Consider the following 21,570-nt stretch of genomic DNA (forward strand, 5'->3'; position numbering starts at 1 on the left):
TCCTAATTCGTTCGGTTGGCGGGTACTAGTTCGCGAGATCTTCGGCGGAGGCGTTCTCGTTGCGCGAGAGGTTGATGCCCAGGTTGGCAGCAGCGCGCTCGAGATCCTCGTCGTCACCGTCGGCCATCTCGATGGCGGCACCGTCGGACGAGAGCACCTCCACGTTCAGGCAGAGCGACTGGAGCTCCTTGAGGAGCACCTTGAACGACTCGGGGATGCCGGGCTCGGGGATGTTCTCGCCCTTGACGATCGCCTCGTACACCTTCACGCGGCCGACCACGTCGTCCGACTTGATGGTGAGCAGCTCCTGCAGGGTGTAGGCGGCGCCGTACGCCTGCATCGCCCAGCACTCCATCTCGCCGAAACGCTGGCCACCGAACTGCGCCTTACCACCCAGCGGCTGCTGCGTGATCATCGAGTACGGACCGGTGGAGCGGGCGTGGATCTTCTCGTCCACCAGGTGGTGCAGCTTGAGGATGTACATGTAGCCGATGGCCACCGGGTACGGGAAGGGCTCACCCGAACGGCCGTCGAACAGCGTCGCCTTGCCGTCGGCCTGCACCATCACGTCGCCGTCGCGGTTGGGGAGGGTCGAGCCGAGCAGGCCGGCCAGCTCCTCGTCCCGCGCACCGTCGAAGACGGGGGTGGCGGTGTTGGTGTCCTTGGGCTGGCTGTACATCTCCTCGGGGAGCTGCGACGCCCAGTCCGGGATGTTCCCGTTCTCGTCGCGCACGTCCCAGCCGGTCTTGGCGACCCACCCGAGGTGGGTCTCCAGGATCTGGCCGATGTTCATACGACGCGGCACGCCGTGCGTGTTGAGGATGATGTCGACCGGGGTGCCGTCGGGCAGGAAGGGCATGTCCTCGGCGGGGAGGATCTTGCCGATGACGCCCTTGTTGCCGTGGCGGCCGGCCAGCTTGTCGCCGTCCTGCACCTTGCGCTTCTGGGCCACGTACACGCGGACCAGCTCGTTCACGCCGGGGGCCAGCTCGTCGTCGTCGTCGCGCGAGAAGACGCGGACGCCGATGACCTTGCCGGTCTCACCGTGGGGCACCTTGAGCGACGTGTCGCGGACCTCGCGCGCCTTCTCACCGAAGATCGCGCGGAGCAGCCGCTCCTCCGGGGTCAGCTCGGTCTCGCCCTTCGGGGTGACCTTGCCGACCAGGATGTCGCCGTCGCGAACCTCAGCACCGATGCGGATGATGCCGCGCTCGTCGAGATCGGCCAGCACCTCGTCGGAGACGTTCGGGATGTCCCGGGTGATCTCCTCGGCGCCCAGCTTCGTGTCGCGGGCATCGATCTCGTGCTCCTCGATGTGGATGGACGTCAGGACGTCCTCCTCCACCAGGCGCTGCGAGAGGATGATCGCGTCCTCGTAGTTGTGGCCCTCCCACGGCATGATCGCCACGAGCAGGTTCTTGCCGAGCGCCATCTCACCGTTGTCGGTGCAGGGTCCGTCGGCGAGGACCTGTCCGGCCTCGACCCGCTGGCCCGCGTTGACGATGGGACGCTGGTTCGCGCAGGTGCCCTGGTTGCTGCGCGCGAACTTGCGCAGCTTGTGGGTCTTGCGCGTGCCCTCGTCGGCCATGATCGTGATGAAGTCGGCGGAGACCTCCTCGACGACACCCGGCTTCTCGGTGATGACGACGTCGCCGGCGTCGACCGCGGCGCGCAGCTCCATACCGGTGCCGACCAGCGGCGACTCGGAACGGACCAGCGGCACGGCCTGACGCTGCATGTTCGCGCCCATGAGGGCACGGTTGGCGTCGTCGTGCTCGAGGAACGGGATCATCGCGGTCGCGACCGAGACCATCTGGCGCGGCGAGATGTCCATGTACTCCACCGCCGAGACGGGGACCATCTCGACCTCGGAGCCGCGCTTACGCACGAGCACGCGCTCGTCCGTCAGGCGACCGTTCGCATCGGTGGCCGCGTTGGCCTGCGCGATGTAGTAACGGTCCTCCTCGTCGGCCGTCATGTAGACGATCTCGTCGGTGGTGGTGCCGTTCTCGACCTTGCGGTACGGGGTCTCGATGAAACCGAACGGGTTGACCCGCGCGTACACCGACAGCGAGCCGATCAGGCCGATGTTCGGGCCCTCAGGGGTCTCGATCGGGCACATGCGGCCGTAGTGCGACGGGTGGACGTCGCGGACCTCGAGGCCCGCGCGCTCACGCGACAGGCCGCCGGGGCCCAGCGCCGACAGACGACGCTTGTGGGTCAGGCCCGAGAGCGGGTTGTTCTGGTCCATGAACTGTGAGAGCTGCGAGGTGCCGAAGAACTCCTTGATCGCCGCCGAGACCGGGCGGATGTTGATCAGGGTCTGCGGGGTGATCGCCTCGACGTCCTGCGTGGTCATGCGCTCGCGCACGACGCGCTCCATGCGGGACAGGCCCACGCGGAGCTGGTTCTGGATCAGCTCGCCGACCGTGCGCAGGCGACGGTTGCCGAAGTGGTCGATGTCGTCGACCTCGACGGGCACCTCGTCGCCGTCCGGGACGGTCATGTAGGTGAGCTGCTCCGACGGTGCCTCGTGCAGGCGCACGAGGTACTCGATCGTCGCGACGATGTCCTCCTCGGTGAGCACCAGCGGCTGCGTGCCGTCGGAGTTCGCCGGGAGACCGAGCTTCTTGTTGAGCTTGTACCGGCCGACGCGGGCCAGGTCGTAGCGCTTCTCCTTGAAGAACAGGTTCTCCAGCAGGGTCTGCGCCGACTCCTTCGTGGGCGGCTCGCCCGGGCGCAGCTTGCGGTAGATGTCGAGCAGCGCCTCGTCGGTGCCGGCCGTGTTGTCCTTCTCCAGGGTGGAGCGCATGATCTCCGAGAAGCCGAAGCGCTCGAGGATCTGCTCGCTGGTCCACCCGAGGGCCTTGAGCAGCACGGTGACGGGCTGGCGGCGCTTGCGGTCGATGCGGACGCCGACGGTGTCGCGCTTGTCCACGTCGAACTCGAGCCACGCGCCGCGGGCCGGGATGACCTTGACGCTGTGCAGCGGCTTCTCGGTCGACTTGTCGATGTTCTCGTCGAAGTACACGCCCGGGCTACGGACGAGCTGCGAGACGACGACGCGCTCGGTGCCGTTGATGATGAAGGTGCCCTTGTCCGTCATCATCGGGAAATCACCCATGAAGACGGTCTGCGACTTGATCTCGCCGGTGTTGTTGTTGATGAACTCGGCCGTGACGAACAGCGGGGCCGCGTACGTCATGTCCTTGTCCTTGCACTCCTCGATCGAGGCCTTGACCTCGTCGAAGCGCGGATCGGAGAAGGACAGCGACATCGAGCCCGAGAAGTCCTCGATGGGCGACAGCTCAGCGAGGATGTCCTCCAGACCGCCGGTGGGCTGTGCCTCGCCGCGTGCAGCGGCCTTGTCGCGCCACGCGGGCGTGCCGACGAGCCAGTCGAACGAGTCGATCTGCAGGTCGAGCAGACCCGGAACGGGAAGGGGCTCGGAGATCTTCGCGAACGACACGCGCTTGGGCGCTCCGGGCACCACGGCGTCGTTCTGATCGTTCTGAGTCTGGCTGGAGACGGAGACTGCCAAGATGCGTCCTCTGCTGTGACTAGTAACGTTGCCAAATTGTGCTGACGGCAACCCGCAGAGCAAACGTCCTCGAAGTGAGGCGCGAATATTCAAATGAACAGGGGGCAGCCAGCGCAACGTCCAACGTTAGCAGAGCGGCATGTATTCCGCAAGGAGCAGCCCAGACTAAGCCCCCGAGGGCTTGAGCGCAAGCACGACGCGCATGCGGTCGTTCGAACACGATCGGCATCCGCCGGCACCGCCGTTGACTCCGGCCTCGGCTGGCTACCCGGCGGCGCGGAGACACCCGGGGGTGCTCTCACATGGACACGAGCACGTCGCGTCCTGCCGATAACTCTGACCCGAAACCGCGCGAAGGTCAAGCGAAACCGCCGATCTCCTTCGAATATCGAGTCCGACGCTCCCCCGATGCAACGACGCCGGCCCGGGAGAACTTCCCGGGCCGGCGTCGGAGTCGAACGCTCGCGCGTGCCGGCTAGCGGCCGCCCTCCACCTTCGGCAGGTGGTCGGTGGGGTTCTCGTCGGCCTGGGTGACCTCGTAGGCGGAGGTCGGGGCCTCGTCGCCCGAGTAGTCCTTCTGGATCGAGACGGGGGCCGTCTCCGGCGCCTGCGCCACCTCGGCCTGCTGCGCGGCCGGGGCCGTCGTGGCGAACTCGCCCACGTCGTCGCCCAGGTCGCGGCGGATCGCGATCTGCGCCTTGGGCGGCAGGGTCGGCAGGATCTGGCGCACGCGCGCCTTACGGCGGGCCTCGCCCTTACGGGGCGGCATGCCCGGGGTGGGCTGCATCTGCGGGGCGATCTCGTCCGGCACGTCGACGCCACCGTCGGAGTGGCCGGCCGCGACGCGCGCGAGCTCCGCCTCCATCTGCGCCGAGTCCTTCTCCTCGGACATGCCGATCGGGCCGATCATCGAGCCGGAGAGGAACTGCTTGACGACGGGCTCCTCCGAGGTGAGCAGCACTTCGCGCGGGCCGAACATGACGAGGTGCTTGAGGAAGAGCATGCCCATGTTGTCGGGCACGGTGCGGGCGATGTTGATGTTGTGCGAGACGATCAGCGTCGTGCAGTCGATCTGCGCGTTGATGTCCATCAGCAGCTGGCTGGTGTAGGTGGTACGCACCGGGTCGAGGCCGGAGTCCGGCTCGTCGACGAGCATGATCTTCGGGTCCATCACCAGGGCGCGGGCGAGGCCGGCGCGCTTACGCATACCACCGGAGATCTCGCCGGGGAGCTTGTCCTCGGCGCCGATCAGACCCACCATCTCGAGCTTCTCCATCGTGATCTGACGGATCTCGCTCTCCTTCTTCTTCGTGTGCTCACGAAGCGGGAAGGCGGTGTTGTCGTAGAGGTTCATCGAGCCGAACAGGGCGCCGTCCTGGAACAGCACGCCGAACATCTTGCGGATCTCGTAGAGCTCCGAGGAGGTACAGGTCAGGATGTCCGTGCCGTCGATGATGATCTCGCCCTCCTCGGGGCGCAGCAGACCGATCAGCGACTTCAGGAAGACCGACTTGCCGGTACCCGACGGGCCGAGCAGAACCGAGACCTCGCCCGCGGGCAGGGTCAGCGAAACGTCGGACCAGATGTTCTGGGAGCCGAACGACTTCGTCAGGTTCTTGGTAGTTACTTCGACACCCACTGTCGGGACCTTTCGTCGCATCGAGATGTGGCTCGCGCCACAGACCGCTGAATGGACACTACCTCAGTCCCCGCTGGTCGCGGTACCGGACCTGGTTCTGTCCTACTGACGGGTCACTCCGCTCCCCCGTCGGGGTCGGAAACGGCGAACGGCCCCGTCGCACAGGGCGACGGGGCCGTTCGGGCGTGAGGGAACGGTCTTACTTGACCGAAACCGTGGCGCCGGCCTCCTCGAGCTTGGCCTTGGCGGCGTCGGCGGCCTCCTTGTCGACCTTCTCCAGGATCGCCTTGGGCGCGCCCTCGACGAGGTCCTTGGCCTCCTTCAGGCCGAGGCCCGAAACCAGCTCGCGGACGACCTTGATGACCTGGATCTTCTTGTCGCCGGCGCCATCGAGGATGACGTCGAACTCGTCCTGGTCAGCAGCGGCGGCGGCGTCGCCGCCGGCCGCGGGGGCAGCGCCGGCAGCCGCGACGGCGACCGGAGCAGCAGCGGTGACCTCGAAGGTCTCCTCGAAAGCCTTCACGAACTCGCTGAGCTCGAGCAGGGTCAGCTCCTTGAAAGCATCAAGCAGCTCGTCGGTGGTGAGCTTCGCCATGGTGGCGTCCTTCCGTTCAGTCTTGCTCGCTGATCCGCGAGGCAAGGTGGTGATGGTTCCCGCGAGCGGTGCGCGCGGGGGTTCGCTGGATCAGCGGTCTTAAGCGGCAGCCTCGTCGGCGGCCTTCTTCTCCTGCAGCGCGGCGGCCAGGCGGGCCACCTGCGAAGCGGGAGCGTTGAACAGGCCAGCGGCCTTCGCCAAGTTGCCCTTCATGGCACCGGCGAGCTTGGCCAGGAGCACCTCGCGCGACTCGAGATCGGCGATGCGCTCGACCTCGGCCACGGACAGCGCGCGGCCGTCCATGTAGCCGCCCTTGATGACCAGTGCCTTGTTGTCCTTGGCGAACTTCTTGATCGCCTTGGCGGCCTCGACCGGCTCACCCTCGATGAAGGCGATCGCGGTCGGACCCTCGAACAGCTCGTCCAGGCCCTCGACGCCAGCATCCTTGGCGGCGAGCTTGACCAGGGTGTTCTTGGCGACGGAGTAGGTGGCACCTTCTCCGAGCGAACGACGCAGCTCGGTGATGGAACCGACCGACAGCCCGCGGTACTCGGTGACCACGGTGGCCGTGGACTTCGAGAACTTCTCGGCGATCTCAGCGACTGCTGCGACCTTCTCGGCGTTTGCCATACTTCGCCTCCTCTCTACGTGTCATCCGTCGAGATGAAGGTTCAGGCCCGAAACGACGAGAACCCCGGCGCAGGGCGCACGGGGTTCATCAGATGAAACCTCGTCCTCCTGCGTGGGTCGCCGGCTCGGGGCCGGACCTTCGATCGGGCTCGCGCCCGACGACCGACGGTCTTCGGTGGAACGATCCGGTGGAACACCGGTTTCCGGAGGACCAGAGTACGGGACTCCCCGCCGGGCGCCAAATCGTGCCTCGATGGTGCGCCACCTCACCGGGCCCGGTGGCGGCGGTGACGCCGGGTCAGCCGACGGCGACCCCGGACTCGGCGTAGACGATCCGCAGCGCCAGGCCGGCCTCCGGCCCCATGACCTGCGCCGCGAGATCGACGAACGCCGCCGTGAACGACGGGCCGTGCGCGGCGCCCCCGGCACCCGTCGCCGCGACCACGTGGTGCGCCAGCTCGTGCAGGATCACCAGCTCGCGCAGGGCCCAGGCACCGTCGCGCCCGGCGGGGACCGCGACCACCGGACCGGCGGGCCCGCTCTCGTAGTGCGCGCCGCCCGCTCCCGCGCGAGCGCGCACCCGCACCGCGCCGGGCCCCAGCACCCGGTCGGCGTACGCCTGGATCGCGTCGACGGAGGCGAACCGGGCCTCGGGCGGCAGCGTCAGCGGCACCCCGAGCACATCGACGGTCCGCCCCGCGCCGGCGTGCTCGAACAGGCCGCGGACCAACTCCTCCGCCCGGTAGACCGCGGCCCGCTGCGCGTCCCTAGACGTCCTTGGCCACCTTGAGCTGCTCGACGATGGCCTTGCCCGCGGCCTCCAGGTCGGGGTAGCCGATCGGGATGTCGATGATCGCGTAGGTCTGCGGCGCGGAGGCGATCACGATCACCGTCATGTCGTCGCCCGTCACCGTGATGTCCGGCCGGCTCACCATGATCTTCGCGGTGACCTTCGCGGCGGGCACCCCGTCGACCGTGATGGACTCCGCCGACGAGAGCCCCTCGACCCGGGGCTCGGCGTTCATGAAGCCCTGCCCGTCGGCGATGCACTGCATCATCCGGGTGGCCGCGTCCTTCGGGTCCACCTTCGAGTCGAAGTTGGTCTGGCCGACCTCCGCGCCGGCCTGCCACGGCTGATCCCCCAGGGACTTCACCAGACCGGCGGGCGCGACACTCTCGGCGTACATCGCGTACGTCTCCGCGGTCCATCCGGGCGCCGCCGAGACCGGGAACGACAGCGGCCCGGACGCGACGCGATCGGTGATCGGCGAGGCGGCCCCCGTGCCCGGCATGCCGCAGCCCCCGGTCGCAGCGCTGGTGGTGGGCGCCGACGCGGCGCCCTCGTCATCCGAGCCGGAGCGCACGACCAGGACCACCGCGGCGATCGCGACGGCGATCACCAGCACCACGGCCACGCCGATCCCGATGAACAGGCCGGTACGGTTCGGCTTCTTCGGCGGCTGCGGCTGTCCCGGGTACTGCTGGCCCGCGTACTGCTGCCCGGGGTACTGCTGGCCGGGGTACTGCTGCCCCGGGGACTGATAGCCCTGCTGCGGGTACCCCTGCTGGTACGGGCTCGCCGGCTGCTGGCCGTACCCGTACTGGTAGCCGCCCTGGGCGTACGGGTCCGGCTGCGCGTACGGGTCGGGCTGCCGGCCGTGCGGATCCTGCGGGTCACTCATACGTCCCTCGCTACCTTCAGCTGCTCGAAGACCTGTCCTGCCACCGCCGCGAGGGCGGTATCCCCGATCGGGGTGTCCGACTCGAAGTATGCCTGGGGAGCCGAGCCGATGACCACTACCGTCACCACATCGCCCTCGATGTCGAGGCCGGGACGGCTGACCAGGATGCGTCCGGTGACCCGGGCAGCCGGCACCCCGTCGACGGTGATCGCCTCCGGCCCGGTCAGGCCCTCGAGGCGGGGCGCGAACGCGTCGTACCGGCTGCTCGCCACGATGCACGGGATGATGCGCCGCGCGGCCTCGGCGTTCGAGACCTTCGGCGCGAAGGTGGTGAGACCGATCTCGACGTGCGCGTCCCAGCGGTGGCCCGGCACCGCCGTCCGCAGCCCGACGGCCTGCGCCCCCGGGGAGAAGAGCTGATAGCGCTGCGGCGTCCATCCGGGTGCCGCGGCGACCGGGAAGGACAACGGTCCGGCGACCGCGCGATCGGTGACGGGCACCGTCGAACCCGGGCCGGGCAGGCCGCAGGCGCCCGCCGCCCCCGACGGCGCCGTCGACGACGGTGTGGCGGTGGTCGACGCACCCGTGCCCCGCACGAGCAGTACCGCGGCGACGGCGACGGCCACGACAAGCACCACGGCTCCCCCGAGGGCCCACCACACCGCGGTGCCGCCGCGCGCGGGGCGCGGCGGAGGGACGGGCGGCGGGCCGGGGTTCACGGCGCCCCGCGCTCCAGTGCGCCCCGGCCGCCACCGAGCTCGGAGTGCGCGCCCAGTCGCGCCGAGCGGCCGGCCCGGTCCCCGGCGCGGCGGGCACCGTCGGAGTAGCCGGCCGAGGCGGTGGACCCGCGCCAGCGACCCCGCGCGGAGGATTCCTCCTGGTAGAAGGACGCGAGCTCGACCTCCTTGTCGCGCAGGGCGACCGCGGTGCCGGGCTCGTCCCGCTCGGCGGCCTGCGCCGTCGCGGCGGCCCGCGCCTCCGCGAGCCGGGCCCCGATGCGGGCGGCGAAGGCGGACTGGAAGTTGATCCGCGCCGTGACCGCGGCGACGGGCTTGGTCTCGACCCAGCGCCGCCGCGTGCGCCGGTCCTCGTAGAGCTGCTGCACCGTCTCCGACTTGTAGGCGCCCGACCGGAGGTACGCGTCGGAGGCGCGCACCATCTGGATCACCAGGGAGGCGTACAGCGCCTCGCACGCGTCGATGTCCTCCGCGAAGCCGTAGGCGAAGACGAAGGTGGAGTTGGACGCCACATCGCATCGCACGTCGTTCGACTGGGCGATCGCGACGAACAGCTCGACGAAGGTGCGCAGGCCGCGCCGCCCCGCCTCCCCGATCCGGACGGTGCGCTGCTGGGGCACCGCACGCGCCCGCTCGGCACCGCGCTGGTGCGCGCGGGCCACCGCGAGGTCGATCGACGCGGCCGTGGCGAGGCGCTGCGCCGCCTCGGTGAACGTGGCCGCCTCGTGCTCGTTATCGGTCCCCTCCGCCTGCCGCAGCAGCGCGCCGATCCGGCTGAGCAGCCTGTCGTCGTCCATGGTCGCGACGATACCGGCGCCCACCGACAGGTTCGCGGGCCCTCCTGGCCCGCGCCAAGCGCCGGTTCAGGGGCGCCCGATACGCTGGGCGCACACCGTTCTTCGCAGTGACAAGGAGAGTATTCACGATGTCGACGCCCCAGGGTCCCGGGCAGGATCCGTACGGACAGGACCCGTTCGCCAAGCGCTCCGGCGACGACGCCTCCGCGCCCTACGGCCCGGCCGGCACCGGCCAGGACCCGTACGGCGCCGGCCAGTACGGTGCAGGTCCGTACGGCGCGGGTCAGTACGACCCCTACGGCCAGCCCCCGTCGTACCCCGCCGCCGGCTCCCCGGGAACGCAGGGCTACCCCGGCTACCCCGTGCAGGGCGAGGTACAGGACCCCGACAGCGCGCTGGGCATCGTCGGGCTGGTCCTGAACTTCGTGTGCTGCGGTCCCGTCGGACTCGTCGTCAGCTGGATCGCGCTCAACAAGTCGAAGGAGCGCGGCTACAAGAACACCATCGCGATGGTCGGCGCGATCATCGGCGGCGTCTACAGCGCACTCCTGCTGATCCTCGGCCTCATCTACGTGATCATCTTCGTCGTCGCTCTCGTGGCGGGCACGAGCACCACCGCCCTCCTCTGAGGCCCGGACACGCGAAAGCCCCCGGCCTCCTCGCGGAGACCGGGGGCTTTCGTCAGACCCTGATGAGGGAGGCTTACGCCTCTTCCTCGGTGAGGTTGTTCACTCGCGACGGGTCCACCTGGATGCCCGGTCCGGTGGTCGTCGAGACGGTGACCTTCTTCAGGTACCGGCCCTTGGCCGCCGACGGCTTCGCGCGCAGGATCTCGTCCAGCGCGGCGCCGTAGTTCTCCACCAGCTTCTTGGCGTCGAAGGACGCCTTACCGATCACGAAGTGCAGGTTCGCGGCCTTGTCGACGCGGAAGGTGATCTTGCCACCCTTGATGTCGCCCACGGCCTTGGTCACGTCGGGCGTGACGGTGCCGGTCTTGGGGTTCGGCATCAGGCCACGCGGGCCGAGCACGCGAGCGATGCGGCCGACCTTGGCCATCTGGTCCGGGGTGGCGATCGCGGCGTCGAACTCGAGCCAGCCGCCCTGGATCTTCTCGATCAGGTCCTCGGCGCCGACCTCGTCGGCACCCGCGGCCTTGGCCTCCTCGGCCTTGTCGCCGACGGCGAAGACGATCACGCGGGCCGTCTTACCGGTGCCGTTCGGCAGGTTGACGGTGCCGCGCACCATCTGGTCGGCCTTACGGGGATCGACACCGAGGCGCATGGCGACCTCGACGGTGGCGTCCTGCTTGGTGGAGGAGGTCTCCTTGGCGAGCGTGACGGCCTCGAGCGGGCTGTACAGCTTGTCCTTGTCGACCTTCTCGGCAGCGGCCTTGTAGGCCTTGCTGTTCTTGCTCATGAAAACTCTTTCGTTTCTTGCCCAGCGTGCGGGCAGTGAGTGGTTCTGCGGGCCGAGCCGGCCCTCCCACGGGAGGCGTGGGCCTCCCGGTAACACTCGGGCGCGCGAGCGCGCCCTGGCGACCTACTCGACGGTGATGCCCATCGAGCGAGCAGTGCCGGCGATGATCTTCGCGGCCTGATCGACGTCGTTCGCGTTCAGATCTTCCTTCTTGGTCTCAGCGATCTCGCGCACCTGATCCCAGGTCACCTTGGCGACCTTGTTCTTGTGCGGCTCGCCCGAGCCCTTCTGCACGCCGGCTGCCTTGAGCAGCAGCTTGGCGGCCGGAGGAGTCTTCAGCTTGAAGTCGAAGGAACGGTCCTCGTAGACCGTGATCTCGACGGGGATGACGTTGCCACGCTGCGACTCGGTCGCGGCGTTGTACGCCTTGCAGAACTCCATGATGTTGACGCCGTGCTGGCCAAGCGCGGGACCCACGGGCGGAGCAGGGTTGGCCTGCCCGGCCTGGATCTGCAGCTTGATGAGCCCGGCGACCTTCTTCTTCTTCGGGGGCATCCTCAGTATCCTTTTTCATCACCCCACGCCCTTTGCAGCGGGCGCGGGAAGCATGTGTCTCGCTAGGAGATCTTCTCGACCTGGTTGAAGGCGAGCTCGACGGGCGTCTCACGGCCGAAGATCGACACCAGCACCTTGAGCTTGCGCTGCTCGGCGTTGATCTCGCTGATGGACGCGGGCAGGGTGGCGAACGGGCCGTCCATGACGGTGACCGACTCGCCGACCTCGAAGTCGACCTCGACCGCGGGGCCCTGCGAGACCGCACCACCGGAGGCGGCGGCACCGTCGGACGCGGCGCCGGCCTTGTCCTTGGCGGGCTTGGTCCGGGCGCTCTCGGGGAGCAGGAACTTCACGACCTCGTTCATCGTGAGCGGCGAGGGCTTGCTGGTCAGGCCGACGAAGCCGGTGACGCCGGGGGTGTTGCGCACGGCGCCCCAGGACTCGTCGTTGAGGTCCATGCGCACCAGGATGTAGCCCGGCAGCACCTTGCGGTTGACCCGCTTCTGCTGGCCGTTCTTGATCTCGGTGACCTCTTCGGTGGGGACCTCCACCTGGAAGATGTAGTCGCCGACGTCGAGGTTCTGGACACGGGTCTCGAGGTTGGCCTTGACCTTGTTCTCGTAGCCCGCGTAGGTGTGGATGACGTACCAGTCGCCGGGGGCGGTGCGCAGCTGCGCCTTCAGCTCCGCGACGGGGTCGACCTCCTCCTCGGCCTCCTCGGCCTCGGGGGCGTCCGCCTCGGCGGTCGCGGCCTCGTCGGTCTCGACGGCGGTGGTGTCCTCAGCCGGCTCGACCTCGGTCGCCACGGCAGCGTCATCGACCAGCACGTCCTCCTGGACGTTCTGCTCTGCCTCGTTGTGCTCCGGGGTGCTCACAGCGCCGAAGTTCCTTCCGTCTCGTCTTCTCGTGCGGTCCGGCTACTTGCCGAACGCCCACAACATCAGCTTCGCGAAGCCGAGGTCGAGGAGGCTGATCATCGCGGTGAGGACCACCACGAACACCAGCACGATGATCGTGTAGTTGATCATCTGGCTCCGGGTGGGCCAGATCACCTTCCGCAGCTCGGCGACGACCTGGCGGATGAAGAGCCAGATGGCGGCGAACGGGTTGCGCGAGCGCGTCGGGGCCGCGGACTTCTTCGCGGAACCGGACTCGGCCGCCTCGCCGGCTTCCGGGGCCTCGGCCAGCGCGGTGCGGCCGCGACGGCCGCTCGAGCGCTTACCGGACGGGCGGGCCTGCTGGGCGTCTTCGGCGACGCTGTCGCCGGCTTCGCCGGTGGTCGCGTCGTCCTTCTCGTCGCTCACGCACATCCCTCCGCTGGATCGTCCAGCGGGCGTCGGCCCGCCGATTTCGACAGCCGGGCCCGGGGCCCGCCTATGCAGGGGCGACAGGACTCGAACCTGCGACCTGCGGTTTTGGAGACCGCTGCTCTACCAACTGAGCTACACCCCTTTGCGGAACCCGAAGGCTTCCGCACCCGCACCGTTCGATGGGCGCGCTTTCGCACGCCCGCCGTTTGGTGCGGACAGTTCAGTGTACGGCACATCGGTGCCGCACCTCAAAACGGGCGGTCACGCGGTCCGAGAGGGACCGCGGACCGTCAGGCGAACTGGACGGTGGCGACCGGCTTGCCGAAGATCTTGCGCTCGCCCTGCTTGACGGTGAGGAAGACGACGCCCGTCTTGGTCTCCTCGTCGAGCGACTTGATCTTGCCCGAGTACAGCAGCTCGGCCTTCTGATCGGCCGGCACGTAGACGGGGGCGGTGAAGCGGACGCTGTACTCCTTGAGCGCGCCCGGGTCGCCCAGCCACTCGGTGATGTAGTTCGACCCGAGGCTCATCGTCAGCATGCCCTGCGCGACGACGTCCTCCATGCCGGCCAGCTTCACGATGTGATCCGACCAGTGGATCGGGTTCGGGTCGCCGGTGACGCCGGCGTAGTTCACCAGGTCGCCGCGGGTCAGCTCGAAGGTGCGCTCCGGGAGCTCCTCGCCCACCGTCACGTCCGCGAAGTTACGAAGCGCCATACATCATCACCTTTTCCATTGCACCGACGAAGCCGGCGTCCTCGTCCTCACCCGACCGGCCGGCCAGGGTGGTCCAGGACGTGACGAGGTGGTTGCCGTCCTGGTCGTGGATCTCGTTGCGGGTCACGATCAGATCCACGCCGGCGACCTGCTTGAAGGCGTCGAAGTGGACGTGCGTGGTCAGCGTCATGCCCGCGAGCACGGGTGCGTGGAACTGCACCTTCTGCTCGGACTGCACCACGGGGCGCCGTCCGTAGCCCACGATCGCGTTCTCGAAGAGCGGCCGGTGCGCGATGATGCCGATCAGCGAGAACATGATGGGGGGTGCGACCAGGTCCGCGTAACCGGCGGCCTGCGCTGCCGCCACGTCGTGATGGACAGGATCGAGCAGCTGGCTCGCGTTCGCGAACTCGCGCACTTTCTCGCGGCTGACGAAGTACTTCTCGGAGTACTCGTAGTTGTAGCCGACCGCGGCGCGCGTGCGTTCGGCGACCTCCTCGGGGCTGAGCTGCTCGGTGACCGGACCGCCCGGCACATCGAAATCCTTGCTCACTAGTCGAACCTACCTATCGTGAATGGGCTGAAGGGCAGTATGCCAAAAGGGAGGGCATCCTTCTCGGATGCCCTCCCTTTTGTCGACGATCAGGTCAGCGCGACTCTCGGTGCGCCTGGTGCGATCCGCAGTTCGGGCAGAACTTCTTCAGCTCGAGGCGATCGGGATCATTGCGACGGTTCTTCTTGGTGATGTAGTTGCGGTGCTTGCACACCTCGCACGCCAAGGTGATCTTGGGGCGAACATCTGTCGATGAAGCCACGACGGTTCCTCTTTCGCGATCTTGTATCAGTTGTAGCGGTGGGGAGGCTCGATCTCCCGACCTCACGATTATGAGTCGTGCGCTCTAACCAGCTGAGCTACACCGCCCTGAGCTATCAGCACTAGCACTGGTCTAGCGAGCCCCCTGACGGAATCGAACCGTCGACCTTTTCCTTACCATGGAAACGCTCTGCCGACTGAGCTAAGGGGGCGTGCTCGTCGGGCACCGCTTCCGGCGCTCCTTGAGCCTCAACGAGACTACACACGACGGAGGAGTTGAAACAAATCCGCTGGTCAGTCCGTTATCGCTTCGGCCCCTGGTGCGTGAACACCAGGGGCCGAAGCTTGTGGCACGTGTAGGATTCGAACCTACGTAGGCAAAGCCGACGGATTTACAGTCCGCTCCCATTGGCCGCTCGGGCAACGTGCCTTTCGCTACCGGTGAAGGCAGCGGACGATAGACTACAACGCCCCCGTGGGGGGCGCGCAAACCCGCAGGTCAACCGATTAGGAGTCCAGCTAAAGATGGCCGATTCGTCGTTCGACGTCGTGAGCAAGATCGACCGCCAGGAGGTCGCCAACGCCCTCAACCAGGCCTCGAAGGAGCTCAGCCAGCGGTACGACTTCCGCGGCACGAACACCACCGTCGAGAGCTCGGGCGAGGACAAGATCGTCATCACCTCCGACGCCGAGGAGCGCGCCAAGGCCGGCCTCGAGGTGTTCCAGGAGAAGCTCATCAAGCGCGGGCTGTCCTTGAAGGCGTTCGACGCGGGTGACCCGGTCGCCTCCGGCAAGACGTACAAGATCACCGGGACGCTCGTCGAGGGCATCACCAGCGAGAACGCCAAGAAGATCAGCAAGCTCATCCGCGACGAGGGCCCCAAGTCCGTCAAGGCGCAGATCCAGGGCGAGGAGCTGCGCGTGACCAGCAAGTCGCGCGACGACCTGCAGGCCGTCCAGTCGCTGCTCAAGAACGCCGATCTCGACATCGCGGTCCAGTTCGTCAACTACCGCTAGTCCCCCGATCCCGACGGTGACCGTCGCGCCCGAGCGGGTGCGACGGTCACCGTCGGTCGCGTTGCGCTGTGTGTTTCCTCACGCCCCGTCCCGTCGGCGGATTCTCGTCACGTCGCCCCCCTTGAACGCCACAGCCCCCCCCGATCCGTTGCCTCCCCACCGGAACACCGGGCGTTCCGGTGGGGAGTGAACGGATCGGGGGGGATCAGCGTGCGGCCGGATGACAGCACCCAACGGGGCGACTAGGCGGTGAGGGCCTGCAGGCGCTCGACCCGGCTGTCGAGGGGCGGCTGGGTGCGGAAGATCCGGCCCAGTCGGTCGCTGTCGCGGAACGGCGGCACGAGCATCGTGTTGGCGTGCACGGCGATCTCGGGCTCGGGCGGCAGGGGTGCGCGGGCGGCACCGTCGGAGACCTTGCGCAGGGCGCTGACGAGCGACGACGGTGCGCCCGTGAGCAGCGCGGCGGCGTGATCGGCGCGGTAGTCGACGGTCCGCGAGACGCCGAGCCGGATCAGGGCGCCGGCGATGGGCGCGAGCACCGAGAGCATGGCGTCGACGACCCGGCTGCGACGCGCGCCGCCGTCACCGAAGCCGAGCAGGTATCCGAAGCCGGCGAACCCGCAGATCACCGCCCCGAGCGCCCCGGCGACGGAGGCCGTCAGCGTGTCCCGCGCGCCGATCCGCGCCAACTGGTGCGCCAACACCGCGCGCAACTCGTCCTCCGGGAGCAGTTCCAGCAGGCCGATCGTCACGCACACCGCGGAGTGGGTGGGCCCGTGCCCGGTGGCGAAGACGTTCGGCGCGCCGGTCGGCGAGAGGTAGAGGGCGGGCATGGGCAGCCGCGCGGACGTGGACAGCTCCCGGACCAGCCGGAACAGGACGGGCTGCTGCAGTTCGGAGACGCGGCGCGCGTGCATCGCGCGCAGCGGCAGCGACGGTCCGCTGACGTAGAGGTAGGCGCAGACGCCGGCGGCGAGCACGATCGACAGCACGAACGCCGTCTGCCCGAAGACCGCACCGGTCGCCATGACGAACCCCGCGACCAGCGCCAGAAGCAGCGCGGTGCGGATCTGGTTGCCGGTCCGACTCCCCCGGCCCTGCACGGAAAGCGACCTCAGCCCAGGCGGGCGACCGTGAAGGTGACCAGGGACTCGAGCGAGGAACGGGGCTCGGATTCGGGCAGTTCCGCCAGCTCGGTGCGGGCCTCGTCGGCGTAGCGGGCCAGCGTGGCCTGCGCCTGCTTCATGCCGGCGGAGCGGCCGAGGAGCTCGATCGCCTCATCGACGAGGGCGTCGTCGGTGACGGGACCGACGAGGATCTCCCGCAGCCGGTCGGCCTCCGGGCCCTCGTCGCGCAGGGCGTAGAGCACCGGCAGCGTGAAGACGCCCTCGCGCAGGTCGGTGCCCGGCGTCTTGCCGGAGTCCTGCGCGATCGAGCTGATGTCGATGATGTCGTCGCTGATCTGGAAGGCCATGCCGATCGCGGCACCGATGCGGTACATCCGCTGCGCGGTCTCCTCGTCGGCGCCGCCGTGCAGCGCGCCGAGCAGGCCGCAGGTGGCGATGAGGCTGCCGGTCTTGCCCCAGATGGTGTCGAGGTAGTGCTGCACCGGGTCGCCGTCGCCGGTGCCCTTGAGCTCCAGCATCTGGCCCGTGACCAGCTCGCCGAAGCACTTCGCGATCACGCCGACGGCGCGGGGGCCGAGGTCGGCGCCGTAGGCGGAGGCGCGCGCGAAGAGGTAGTCGCCGGCCAGGATCGCGATCGAGTTGCCCCAGCGCGCGTTCGCCGACGGTGCGCCGCGGCGGGTGTCCGCCTCGTCCATCACGTCGTCGTGGTACAGCGTCGCGAGGTGGGTGAGCTCCATGGCCGCCGCGGCGGTGATGACCTGGTCCGACGGTGCCCCGCCGATCCGGCCGGAGAGCACCGTGAACATGGGCCGGAAGCGCTTGCCGCCTGCCTGGAACAGGTGCAGGGCCTCGTCGATCACGCACCCGTCGGCCTCGGCGATCCCGTCCGCGATGACCTGCTCCACGCGGGCCAGATCGGCGCGGATCCCCGCCGCGAACTCGTCGGATCCCAGTGAGACCCCGGCTACCGTCTTCTCCACGTGTTCAGCCTAGCGGGCGGGTGGCGGTGTGCAGCGCGACGATGCCGCCGGTCAGGTTCGTCCAGGCCACGTCGCCCCAGCCGGCCTCGCGCACTATTCCGGCGAGGTCGGCCTGGTCGGGCCAGTTCCGGATCGATTCGGCGAGGTAGGTGTACGCCTCCGGGTTCGACGAGCCCTTCGCCACGAGCTGAATCGCCTCGAGCGCGACCTTCTCGTACAGCGCGCGGAAGGCGCCGTTGGTCGGGGTGGAGAACTCGCACACCACGAGGCGGCCGCCGGGCCGCACCACGCGCGCCATCTCCCGCAGGCCCGCGGCGGTGTCCTGCACGTTGCGCAGGCCGAAGGAGATGGTGGCGGCGTCGAAGGAGTCGTCCGCGAAGGGCAGCGCCATGGCGTCACCCGCGACCATCGGCACGCGGCGGAACGCGCCCGCCTGGAGCATCCCCGTCGAGAAGTCGCAGGCCGCGACCCACGCGCCGGAGCGCGCGAGATCGACCGTCGAGACGCCGGTGCCGGCGGCCAGGTCGAGGACGTGGTCCCCGGGCTTGAGTGCGAGCGCCCGCCGGGTGCGGCTGCGCCAGTACCGGTCGAGGCCGCCCGTCATGAGCGTGTTGGTCCGGTCGTACCGGCGGGCGACACCGTCGAACATCGACGCGACGTCGCCCGGTTTCTTGTCCAGGGAGGCCCTTGCCATGCTCCGAAAGCTACACGACCGCGCGGACGGGGCGGCCCGCCGCTGGTCCGGCGATCACGCTCTCGTAGTGCTCGAACAGCTGGTCGCACAGCGCGGGCCAGGTGCGGGCCAGAACGGACTTGCGCGCGGCCTCGCCGAAGCGGGCGCGCAGGGCGGGATCGGCGAGGGTGTCGACGACGCCGGGCAGCAGCTCGGCGAACTCGGCGACGGGCAGCAGGTAGCCGTTGCGGCAGTGCGCGACGAGATCGCGCGGCCCGCCCTGGTCCGGCGCGATCGACGGGACGCCCGACGCGAGCGCCTCCTGCACGGCCTGACAGAACGTCTCGTGCTCGCCGGCGTGCACGAACACGTCGAGCGAGGCGTAGGCGGCGCCGAGCTCGGCCCCGCCGAGCTCCCCGGTGAACACGGCGCCGGGCAGGAGCGATTCCAGCCGCGCCCGCTCCGGGCCGTCGCCGACGATGACGAGCTGCACGTCGTCGCGGTGCGCGAGCCCGGCGAGCCGCTCGACGTGCTTCTCGGCGGCGAGCCGCCCGACGAAGCCGACGACGAGCCGGTCGGGCCGGTCCCCCAGCCACTCCGCGCGCAGTGCGGCGGAGCGGTGCGACGGGGCGAAGCGCTCCGCGTCGACGCCGCGCGCCCAGGTCTGCACCCGCGGGATGCGGTGCGCCTCGAGGTCGGCCACCGAGGCCGACGACGGGGCCAGGGTCAGGTCGCACTGCTTGTGCATCTGCCGGGTCCACCACCAGGCGGCCCGCTCGAGCGGCCCGAGGCCGTAGGAGCCGGCGAACCCGGCGACGTCGGTCTGGAAGATCGCGACGACGGGGATGCCGAGCCGCTTGGCCGCGGCGAGGCCGCCGGCGCCGAGGAAGTAGGGCGAGGCGAGGTGGACGACGTCGGGCGCGAACTCGCGCAGCACCTCGACGATCCGCATGGTCGGCTGGCCGATCGGCAGCGACGAGATCCTCGGCAGCATCCGCGCGGGCACCCGGTGGACCGGGAAGCCCAGGTGCTCGAGCGGGGCCGGCTCCTCGCCCGCGACCGCATCCGGCGCGATGACGATCGCCTCGGTTCCCGTGCGGCGGCAGTGCTCGAGGACGCGGAGCACCGAGTTGGTCACCCCGTTGACGTTCGGCAGGAAGGACTCGGCCACGATCGCGATACGCACGTCAGCAGTCTGGCGCGGGGCGGTGACCGTGAGGTTCCCTACCCGTCGACGGTGCGCGGAACGTCAGGTGAACTCTCGCCCCGGTGGTAACCGGCGGCGATGAGCACCATGATCACGCCCACCACCAGCCAGGTCCCCGCGGCGACCGAGGCGGCGGGCAGCACCGCGACGGCGGCGGACCGTCCGGCCACCCGCACCAGCTCCGGGTCGGAGCGGCTGTACTCGACCTGGATCCGGTCGCCGACGTTGAGTTCGCTGGGGTACAGGACCCCGAGCGGGGGATTGTGGTTGACGCCGTCGGTCGTGTAGAAGCTGATCGTCGAGCGGCGGGGGCCGGCGGAGAGCACCTCGGCGGTCGCGGTGCCGCGGTCGGCGTCGATGGTGCGGTCGTCGCGCACCGCCGCGGCGACGAGCACAACGCAGAGCCCGGTGATGAGGATCGCGGCGCAGAGCAGCACGATCTGCACCCGGCGCAGCGCGGTGCGGCTCACGCGTCCTCCCCCGACGCCGCGGCGCTGATCCGGGCCCGCATCCCCGCGTGCAGGGCGCGCAGGCCGGTGCGCTGGGTGCGCACCTCCACCACCCGGAGCCCGTCGGCGCGGGCGGCCTCGGCGAGGCCGTCCAGGTCGGCGCGCACGTACTCGACGCCGTAGGCGGTGCACAGCGCGGCGAGGTCGGTGCCGTGGGGCGTGCCGAAGACGCGGGCGGCGGCGCCGTCGTACTCCGCCCCGGAGTAGCGCTCCTCCCCCTGCTCGAGCAGGGAGAAGATGCCGCCCCCGTTGTCGTTGGCGACCACGATGGTCAGGTTGGCCGGGCGGGGCTCGTCGGGGCCGATGAGCAGCCCGGACGCGTCGTGCACGAAGGTCAGGTCGCCCATCAGCGCGACGGTGCGCCGGTCCGGGAAGGCCAGCGCCGCGCCGACGGCGGTGCTGACGGTGCCGTCGATGCCGGCGACGCCGCGGTTGGAGAGCACCCGAACGCCGGCGGGCACGTCCCCGGCGAGCGCGATGTCGCGGACCGGGTTCGAGGCGCCCACCACCAGCTGATCGCCGCTGCGGAGCGCGGCGCAGACGGCGCGGGCCACGTGCAGCCCCGTCGCCGGTTCGGCGGCGAGCCCCTCGGCGACGGCCGCGCGGGCGGCCGCGTCGGCGTCGGCGCAGCGCTGCAGCCAGGCCGAATCGGGCTCGCCGACGGGCAGTACCCGGGTGCCGGTGGCGGCGACGTTGCCCGAGACGTCGGGCCAGCGCGGGCCCGTCGTGACGGCGTAGACGGTGACCTCCGGGTCGGCGAGCAGGGCGCTCACCTCGCGATGCAGGGTCGGGCGGCCGCAGATGATCGCCTGCTTGGGCCGCAGGGCGGGCAGGGCCCAGGGGTGCAGCGCGTTCACCGGCGACGGTGCCGTCGGCTCGGCCACCGTCGGCAGTGCGGCGAGCGCGGGGTTCTCCCCCGCGCCGTGCCCGGAGATCACGACGGTGTCGGGGGTCAGGTCGATCGGCAGCGGCACGTCGAGGGTCGCGACGGGCGCGACGGTCCACGGGCCGCCGTCGGGCCGGCCGTGCGCGAACTCGGGCGACGGGTCGTCGGGGACCAGCGGCTCGCGCAGCGGGATGTCGAACTGGACGGGGCCGGCGTTGCCGGTGCGGGCGCCGCGGGCGGCGGAGAGCGCGCGGCAGACGGCGCTGCGCCACTGGGAGTTGCGGTCGAGGCCGGGCTCGGCGAGCCCCAGCGAGAGCGACGCCCGGACCTGGGTGCCGAAGATGCCGAACTGCTCGACGGTCTGGTTGGCGCCCGAGCCGAGCAGCTCGTAGGGCCGGTTCGCGCTGATCACCAGCAGCGGGACGCGGGCGTAGTTGGCCTCGTAGACGGCGGGCGCCAGGTTCGCGACGGCGGTGCCGGAGGTCATGATGATCGCGACGGGGCGCCGGGCGGCGGCCGCGAGGCCGACGGCGAGGAAGCCCGCGGTGCGCTCGTCGATGCGCACGTGCAGCCGCAGTTCGCCGCGCTGATCGGCGGCGTGGACGGCGAAGGCGAGCGGTGCGTTGCGCGAGCCGGGGCACAGCACCACGTCGCTCACGCCGCCGCGCACCAGCTCGTCCACGATCACGCGCGCCTGGAGCGTGGACGGGTTCGGCGGCTTGTGCATGCGCACCACCTT

General features: G+C 69.8%; 22 protein-coding genes, 4 tRNA genes and 1 pseudogene. 2 read left to right on the forward strand and 25 right to left on the reverse strand.

Annotated elements, in window-relative coordinates; all coding sequences use genetic code 11:
* Positions 1-25 precede the first annotated feature (25 nt).
* The 8 genes and pseudogenes from rpoB to BLQ62_RS20115 all read right to left on the reverse strand — a co-directional run bounded on the left by rpoB (position 26) and on the right by BLQ62_RS20115 (position 9,621).
* Complete coding sequence (rpoB, locus tag BLQ62_RS20080) at positions 26-3,541, reverse strand: DNA-directed RNA polymerase subunit beta (RefSeq protein WP_068527879.1); 3,516 nt, start codon at positions 3,539-3,541, stop codon at positions 26-28.
* A gap of 475 nt (positions 3,542-4,016) precedes the next feature.
* The gene (locus tag BLQ62_RS20085; RefSeq protein WP_082756220.1) at positions 4,017-5,201 is read right to left on the reverse strand and encodes an ABC transporter ATP-binding protein; all 1,185 of its coding nucleotides are present in this window, start codon (positions 5,199-5,201) and stop codon (positions 4,017-4,019) included.
* Between the two features lie 178 nt (positions 5,202-5,379).
* A complete protein-coding gene (gene rplL / locus BLQ62_RS20090) occupies positions 5,380-5,775 on the reverse strand; it encodes a 50S ribosomal protein L7/L12 (RefSeq protein WP_068527873.1) in 396 nt (131 codons plus the stop codon).
* 99 nt (positions 5,776-5,874) lie between these two features.
* Positions 5,875-6,405 (reverse strand): 50S ribosomal protein L10, encoded by a 531-nt coding sequence (gene rplJ, locus BLQ62_RS20095; protein WP_068527871.1) that lies wholly within the window; start codon positions 6,403-6,405, stop codon positions 5,875-5,877.
* A gap of 298 nt (positions 6,406-6,703) precedes the next feature.
* A pseudogene (locus tag BLQ62_RS20100) lies at positions 6,704-7,162 on the reverse strand (TIGR04338 family metallohydrolase); the annotation flags it as partial.
* A 10-nt stretch (positions 7,163-7,172) separates the two neighbouring features.
* Positions 7,173-8,087, reverse strand: a complete 915-nt coding sequence (locus tag BLQ62_RS20105; RefSeq protein ID WP_068564393.1) for a hypothetical protein — start codon at positions 8,085-8,087, stop codon at positions 7,173-7,175.
* Positions 8,084-8,806: a hypothetical protein gene (locus BLQ62_RS20110; RefSeq protein WP_068564391.1), complete on the reverse strand. Its 723-nt coding sequence runs from the start codon at positions 8,804-8,806 to the stop codon at positions 8,084-8,086. Before BLQ62_RS20110 ends, BLQ62_RS20105 begins: the two co-directional genes overlap by 4 nt.
* Positions 8,803-9,621: a DUF2786 domain-containing protein gene (locus tag BLQ62_RS20115; RefSeq protein WP_068530230.1), complete on the reverse strand. Its 819-nt coding sequence runs from the start codon at positions 9,619-9,621 to the stop codon at positions 8,803-8,805. The genes BLQ62_RS20110 and BLQ62_RS20115 overlap by 4 nt, the downstream gene beginning before the upstream one ends.
* A 128-nt stretch (positions 9,622-9,749) precedes the next feature.
* Between BLQ62_RS20115 and BLQ62_RS20120 the strand changes: the two genes are divergently transcribed.
* The gene (locus tag BLQ62_RS20120; RefSeq protein WP_068564389.1) at positions 9,750-10,250 is read left to right on the forward strand and encodes a DUF4190 domain-containing protein; all 501 of its coding nucleotides are present in this window, start codon (positions 9,750-9,752) and stop codon (positions 10,248-10,250) included.
* A gap of 73 nt (positions 10,251-10,323) precedes the next feature.
* On the opposite strand, the gene rplA is transcribed toward BLQ62_RS20120, so the two are convergent.
* The 11 genes from rplA to BLQ62_RS20175 form a co-directional block, all read right to left on the reverse strand.
* On the reverse strand, positions 10,324-11,037 hold the full coding sequence (gene rplA / locus BLQ62_RS20125) for a 50S ribosomal protein L1 (RefSeq protein WP_068527855.1): 714 nt from the start codon (positions 11,035-11,037) through the stop codon (positions 10,324-10,326).
* Between the two features lie 123 nt (positions 11,038-11,160).
* Positions 11,161-11,592 (reverse strand): 50S ribosomal protein L11, encoded by a 432-nt coding sequence (gene rplK, locus BLQ62_RS20130; RefSeq protein ID WP_068527852.1) that lies wholly within the window; start codon positions 11,590-11,592, stop codon positions 11,161-11,163.
* A gap of 62 nt (positions 11,593-11,654) precedes the next feature.
* Positions 11,655-12,467 (reverse strand): transcription termination/antitermination protein NusG, encoded by an 813-nt coding sequence (gene nusG, locus BLQ62_RS20135; RefSeq protein WP_068564387.1) that lies wholly within the window; start codon positions 12,465-12,467, stop codon positions 11,655-11,657.
* A 42-nt stretch (positions 12,468-12,509) separates the two neighbouring features.
* Complete coding sequence (gene secE, locus BLQ62_RS20140; RefSeq protein ID WP_082756219.1) at positions 12,510-12,902, reverse strand: preprotein translocase subunit SecE; 393 nt, start codon at positions 12,900-12,902, stop codon at positions 12,510-12,512.
* A 69-nt stretch (positions 12,903-12,971) separates the two neighbouring features.
* A tRNA-Trp gene (locus BLQ62_RS20145) sits at positions 12,972-13,044 on the reverse strand.
* A gap of 148 nt (positions 13,045-13,192) precedes the next feature.
* Positions 13,193-13,618 (reverse strand): (3R)-hydroxyacyl-ACP dehydratase subunit HadB, encoded by a 426-nt coding sequence (gene hadB / locus BLQ62_RS20150; RefSeq protein WP_068527842.1) that lies wholly within the window; start codon positions 13,616-13,618, stop codon positions 13,193-13,195.
* A complete protein-coding gene (gene hadA, locus BLQ62_RS20155; RefSeq protein WP_068564385.1) occupies positions 13,605-14,171 on the reverse strand; it encodes a (3R)-hydroxyacyl-ACP dehydratase subunit HadA in 567 nt (188 codons plus the stop codon). The genes hadB and hadA overlap by 14 nt, the downstream gene beginning before the upstream one ends.
* 94 nt (positions 14,172-14,265) lie before the next feature.
* Positions 14,266-14,433: a 50S ribosomal protein L33 gene (rpmG, locus tag BLQ62_RS20160; protein ID WP_013125415.1), complete on the reverse strand. Its 168-nt coding sequence runs from the start codon at positions 14,431-14,433 to the stop codon at positions 14,266-14,268.
* A 33-nt stretch (positions 14,434-14,466) separates the two neighbouring features.
* A tRNA-Met gene (locus BLQ62_RS20165) sits at positions 14,467-14,540 on the reverse strand.
* Positions 14,541-14,571: 31 nt separating this feature from the next.
* Positions 14,572-14,644, reverse strand: a tRNA-Thr gene (locus tag BLQ62_RS20170).
* 136 nt (positions 14,645-14,780) lie between these two features.
* Positions 14,781-14,862 (reverse strand) — tRNA-Tyr (locus BLQ62_RS20175).
* A 95-nt stretch (positions 14,863-14,957) separates the two neighbouring features.
* On the opposite strand from BLQ62_RS20175, the gene BLQ62_RS20180 reads away from it, so the two are divergent.
* The gene (locus BLQ62_RS20180) at positions 14,958-15,449 is read left to right on the forward strand and encodes a YajQ family cyclic di-GMP-binding protein (RefSeq protein WP_068527837.1); all 492 of its coding nucleotides are present in this window, start codon (positions 14,958-14,960) and stop codon (positions 15,447-15,449) included.
* 242 nt (positions 15,450-15,691) lie between these two features.
* Here the strand turns inward: BLQ62_RS20180 and BLQ62_RS20185 are convergent, their stop codons facing one another.
* Genes BLQ62_RS20185 through menD form a run of 6 tightly spaced genes read right to left on the reverse strand, consistent with a single transcriptional unit; the run spans position 15,692 to position 21,558 of the window.
* Positions 15,692-16,552, reverse strand: a complete 861-nt coding sequence (locus tag BLQ62_RS20185) for a M48 family metalloprotease (RefSeq protein WP_068564383.1) — start codon at positions 16,550-16,552, stop codon at positions 15,692-15,694.
* Positions 16,553-16,563: 11 nt separating this feature from the next.
* Positions 16,564-17,556, reverse strand: a complete 993-nt coding sequence (locus tag BLQ62_RS20190) for a polyprenyl synthetase family protein (RefSeq protein WP_068564381.1) — start codon at positions 17,554-17,556, stop codon at positions 16,564-16,566.
* Positions 17,557-17,560: 4 nt separating this feature from the next.
* Positions 17,561-18,250, reverse strand: a complete 690-nt coding sequence (locus BLQ62_RS20195; RefSeq protein ID WP_068564379.1) for a demethylmenaquinone methyltransferase — start codon at positions 18,248-18,250, stop codon at positions 17,561-17,563.
* 10 nt (positions 18,251-18,260) lie between these two features.
* Positions 18,261-19,415 carry a glycosyltransferase family 4 protein gene (locus BLQ62_RS20200; RefSeq protein ID WP_068564377.1) on the reverse strand — a complete coding sequence of 385 codons (1,155 nt, stop codon included), beginning with the start codon at positions 19,413-19,415 and terminating at the stop codon, positions 18,261-18,263.
* Between the two features lie 38 nt (positions 19,416-19,453).
* Entirely contained in the window at positions 19,454-19,906 is a 453-nt protein-coding gene (locus BLQ62_RS20205; RefSeq protein ID WP_068564375.1) for a DUF3592 domain-containing protein, read from the reverse strand.
* Positions 19,903-21,558 carry a 2-succinyl-5-enolpyruvyl-6-hydroxy-3-cyclohexene-1-carboxylic-acid synthase gene (gene menD, locus BLQ62_RS20210; protein WP_068564374.1) on the reverse strand — a complete coding sequence of 552 codons (1,656 nt, stop codon included), beginning with the start codon at positions 21,556-21,558 and terminating at the stop codon, positions 19,903-19,905. The genes BLQ62_RS20205 and menD overlap by 4 nt, the downstream gene beginning before the upstream one ends.
* Positions 21,559-21,570: the final 12 nt, after the last annotated feature.

It is taken from the genome of Tsukamurella pulmonis, from assembly GCF_900103175.1.
Lineage (GTDB): Bacteria > Actinomycetota > Actinomycetes > Mycobacteriales > Mycobacteriaceae > Tsukamurella > Tsukamurella pulmonis.

Coding starts and splice junctions, on each gene's coding strand:
- secE (WP_082756219.1), bottom strand. CDS start 12,902: ATGTGCGTGAGCGACGAGAAGGACGACGCGACCACCGGCGAAGCCGGC.
- rplA (WP_068527855.1), bottom strand. CDS start 11,037: ATGAGCAAGAACAGCAAGGCCTACAAGGCCGCTGCCGAGAAGGTCGAC.
- rplK (WP_068527852.1), bottom strand. CDS start 11,592: ATGCCCCCGAAGAAGAAGAAGGTCGCCGGGCTCATCAAGCTGCAGATC.
- BLQ62_RS20085 (WP_082756220.1), bottom strand. CDS start 5,201: ATGCGACGAAAGGTCCCGACAGTGGGTGTCGAAGTAACTACCAAGAAC.
- BLQ62_RS20105 (WP_068564393.1), bottom strand. CDS start 8,087: ATGAGTGACCCGCAGGATCCGCACGGCCGGCAGCCCGACCCGTACGCG.
- BLQ62_RS20120 (WP_068564389.1), top strand. CDS start 9,750: ATGTCGACGCCCCAGGGTCCCGGGCAGGATCCGTACGGACAGGACCCG.
- rplL (WP_068527873.1), bottom strand. CDS start 5,775: ATGGCGAAGCTCACCACCGACGAGCTGCTTGATGCTTTCAAGGAGCTG.
- BLQ62_RS20115 (WP_068530230.1), bottom strand. CDS start 9,621: ATGGACGACGACAGGCTGCTCAGCCGGATCGGCGCGCTGCTGCGGCAG.
- BLQ62_RS20180 (WP_068527837.1), top strand. CDS start 14,958: ATGGCCGATTCGTCGTTCGACGTCGTGAGCAAGATCGACCGCCAGGAG.
- rplJ (WP_068527871.1), bottom strand. CDS start 6,405: ATGGCAAACGCCGAGAAGGTCGCAGCAGTCGCTGAGATCGCCGAGAAG.
- BLQ62_RS20195 (WP_068564379.1), bottom strand. CDS start 18,250: ATGGCAAGGGCCTCCCTGGACAAGAAACCGGGCGACGTCGCGTCGATG.
- menD (WP_068564374.1), bottom strand. CDS start 21,558: ATGCACAAGCCGCCGAACCCGTCCACGCTCCAGGCGCGCGTGATCGTG.
- hadB (WP_068527842.1), bottom strand. CDS start 13,618: ATGGCGCTTCGTAACTTCGCGGACGTGACGGTGGGCGAGGAGCTCCCG.